Source organism: Kitasatospora sp. MBT63 (genome assembly GCF_000710465.2).
Lineage (GTDB): Bacteria > Actinomycetota > Actinomycetes > Streptomycetales > Streptomycetaceae > Kitasatospora.
The window spans coordinates 1-3,196 of the sequence record NZ_JAIZ01000523.1; the positions used below are offsets into that span (position 1 = coordinate 1).

Annotated in this window: 4 protein-coding genes; 2 read left to right on the plus strand and 2 right to left on the minus strand. The window is 68.7% G+C overall.

Features of this window, described 5'->3' with window-relative positions; translation table 11 throughout:
• Positions 1-408: 408 nt before the first annotated feature.
• Together AA75_RS28205 and AA75_RS28210 are read right to left on the minus strand one after the other, a co-directional pair.
• Positions 409-690: a hypothetical protein gene (locus AA75_RS28205; protein ID WP_033823096.1), complete on the minus strand. Its 282-nt coding sequence runs from the start codon at positions 688-690 to the stop codon at positions 409-411.
• 168 nt (positions 691-858) lie between these two features.
• The gene (locus AA75_RS28210) at positions 859-1,041 is read right to left on the minus strand and encodes a hypothetical protein (RefSeq protein WP_051813586.1); all 183 of its coding nucleotides are present in this window, start codon (positions 1,039-1,041) and stop codon (positions 859-861) included.
• A gap of 196 nt (positions 1,042-1,237) precedes the next feature.
• Here AA75_RS28210 and AA75_RS48050 point away from each other — a divergent pair, with 196 nt between their 5' ends.
• Together AA75_RS48050 and AA75_RS28220 are read left to right on the plus strand one after the other, a co-directional pair.
• Positions 1,238-2,014: a hypothetical protein gene (locus AA75_RS48050; protein ID WP_149038422.1), complete on the plus strand. Its 777-nt coding sequence runs from the start codon at positions 1,238-1,240 to the stop codon at positions 2,012-2,014.
• Positions 2,011-2,934, plus strand: coding sequence for a sugar transferase (locus tag AA75_RS28220; protein WP_233289224.1), 924 nt, complete (start codon positions 2,011-2,013; stop codon positions 2,932-2,934). The genes AA75_RS48050 and AA75_RS28220 overlap by 4 nt, the downstream gene beginning before the upstream one ends.
• Positions 2,935-3,196: the final 262 nt, after the last annotated feature.

Sequence of the window (3,196 nt, forward strand, 5' to 3'; positions counted from 1 at the left end):
CTCGGCCTGTTCATCGCCAACAGCCGCAGCAGGCGCGCCAACGTTCCCGCCGCCCGTGCCGAGCGGCTCACCGCGCTCGGGATGCGCTGGGCGTAGGCGTGTGCCGGAGATGGGACGGTGGCGGGTACCGGCCCATCTCCGGCCCACGCAGGGTGGGCGAGCACGGTCTTGTTGGCCACCACGCGTGCGCCGGAGCACCCCATACCCAGCGTTGTAGAGCCCATGTCGGAGCGAAGCAGGCCGAAGACCTGCCCGGCCGTGGCGCACGGGTCGTCTCAACGCGGCGCTCTCCGGCCAGCCACCCGACGGCCAGGCGTAGCGAGGGTGATGGCATCGACCGGGTGCTCGGAGACCAGCAGTTCCTCGCTGCTCGGCGGGCAGGATGCCTTCCCGGCCCCAGCGGCATGGTTACCGCGGCAGGACGGCGACGAGACGGCCTCCGGGGTCAGCCGGTGCGGCAACGAGCGCGATCACCCGCCACCGGGCGCCGCTGTTCGCCAGGACGACGGCCTGCGGCGCGGAGCCCGTGGTCTCGGTGGGGCTCTGGCCGTCGGTCGGGCCGAGGTCGGCGTAGGCGCGCTTGTAGCCGCCGCGGATCCGGCCGGTCCACTCCTTGAGCAACGGCGCGGTGTGGATGGACAGGTGAGCCTCGGTGATGGTGTCCGGGTCGAAGCCGTAGGTGGTGGCCATGTAGGCGATGGTCGGGGTGGCGTACCCTCGCGGCCGCCGACACCTACACACGGAGGCAGGTGCCTGGAGCTACACGCAGATGCCGCCCAGCTCCGGCTCGACCTCGATGGCGGGGCCCAGGCTCTCGCCCGGTACGAATTTGCCTATTAGCGCTGCTCTCGACACGTTCTAGTTGATGATGGCGTGGAAGAGAAGGACGGCGCCGCCGCATGCCGCGCCGCCGGCAAGAAGAGCGCCCGGCGTGCTTCCGCTCTCGAGGCGGGTGAGGACCGCGGCCACGATGCCAGCGACGACGGAGATGAGCAGGATGAGGGCTGCACGCTGAGTGAGCAGAGTCTTCTGACGGGACATCAATGGGCTCCAAGGATCTCGATGTGGTTGCTGCCGACGGTTGGTGATGGAGAGATAGGTTCGTCGCAGCACACCACCCCTCGCGTGATCCATGTCACACTCAGGGTGCGAGGGGGAGCCGGTCTGAGATGACCTATCCCATTGGCATGAGCGAGATCGCGGCCATGAGGTCCGCCGCTGTGGTGTGGGAGACCAGGTGATCGATCACACAGGTCCAGCCCTTCCTGGGCCGGAGGCGCAGGATCAGGTCGCCCACGCGGCGCGCCTTGCCAAACAGGCCAAGGTGGTGGCCGCGTTGCGCGCAGAGGGCTTTACCGGCGAACGATACGAGCGGCTCACTCTGGGGCTGGTGACCGATGCCGCAGCGACTCTGGAGCAGTGGTGCCGGTCGGGAGAGATCTTTCGGCGGGCGGCAAACTGCGGGCGGCCTGTGACTAGGAGGCCTGGACTCCGATTCCATGATCATGACTTTGCCACGTTGGCAGTCGACGCGGTCCTTGTCGGGCAGCGGGTCTTCCACCGGAAGGGAATGGTGGGAGGTCAGTGGCGACCCGATGGCGGAGCGGACCTGCAGACCTACTTCCGCAACGCCTGCGTTCTGGCCTTTTCGAACGTCTACCGGGCGTGGGAGAGGAAGGCACGTCGGCGCCAGGTGATGGAGGGAACACCGCTTCCGGAGGACTGGTCCGGTCTCTCCGCCAGTCCGGTGTTCGTCGGCCAAGGGATCCCGGACCCCGCCGGCAGTGTCGTCATGGCGGACGAGGTGAGCCGTGTCCTGCGCGGCGTCAGTGATCCTCTTACGCTACGGGGGCTCATGCTCAGAGCGATCGGCTTTACTCAGCGTCAGGCGGCGGACGAGCTGGGGCTGACGGAGAAGGCCCTGGAGAAGCGGATCGCCCGCGTGCGGCGTCAGATCGCGCGGGGCCGGGACCAGACGAGCGGCGGGACCGGCAGCGAAGGAGGCATGCAATGACGAACGAGGCGGACCGCGCCAGCTCCCAGAGCATGGACGACGAGGCGTTCGACGGCCTCTTGGATGAGATCGGTCTAGGAGAGACCGATCTCATCCAAGCGCGCGCGAGCCTGTCCCCGGAGACCCTTAGCCGCTTGGACGGTCGCTTCCCCGCCGCGATCCGGAGGCGGTCGACGGCCGATCTATGGCGGGCGCTGCGATCGAGGTGGGCCAAGCGGCGGCGTCGGCAAGGCGCCTCGCGTGTTCAGGACCTCCTGATTGTCCTGTTGGCCGGGACCGTCGCGGTCCCGCTGGGCCTGCTGATCGCCATCGTGGTTCGCGGCACCATGGGCGGACCCGTGTTCGTCCGGCAGGCCCGGTCCGGGCGCCATGGCCGGGAGTTCCAGATCCTCAAGTTCCGCACCATGCGGGACAGGCGTTACGACCTCGAACCCGATGCGTCCCGGATCACCCGATTCGGCGCCCTGCTCCGAGGATCCGGCCTCGACGAACTGCCGCAGCTGTGGAACGTCGCCCGGGGCGACATGGCCGTAGTTGGCCCCCGTCCCACCTTGCCCGAGCAGATCGTCCACTACTCGCCCCGTCAGCGCGGCCGCCTCGACATCCGTCCCGGTATCACCGGCTGGGCCCAGGTCTGCGGCCGCAACAGCATCACCTGGCCCGAGCGGATGGAGCTCGACCTCTGGTACATCGCCAACCGCTCGGTCCTGCTCGACCTGCGCATCCTCACCCTCACCGCCAAAGCGATGCTCCGCCCGACCGACATCCCTGCGGTCGGCAACAACGCCGACCAGCGGTTCCCCGTCCGGGAGACCAACCCGGACCATCCCGTCAGAGAGGCCAGCCCGGCCGTGCCACGGGTTGCCCCGTGGCAAGACTTGGCGCTCAAGCAGCAGAGGGAGGAAACGGCGGAGGCGTAGCCCCCTTCCGACCTCGCCAGAGATGACGAACTGCAGCTATCGCTCGCTGGCAGGCGACGAGCTCCGCCTCACTGCACGGGGCCTGGCCAGATCGCCCCTTCCCTCTCACCCCACACCGGGCTATCCACAAGCCGGGCTGGTCAGGTCGAGGTTCTGTCGTATGTGCTGGTCCAGGCCGTCGGGCGGGCGCTGCGCATGGTGCCGGGCAGCGGGAAGGTCGCCCCACCATCGTGGTGCCGGTCATCCTCGGTGCCGGGGAGAG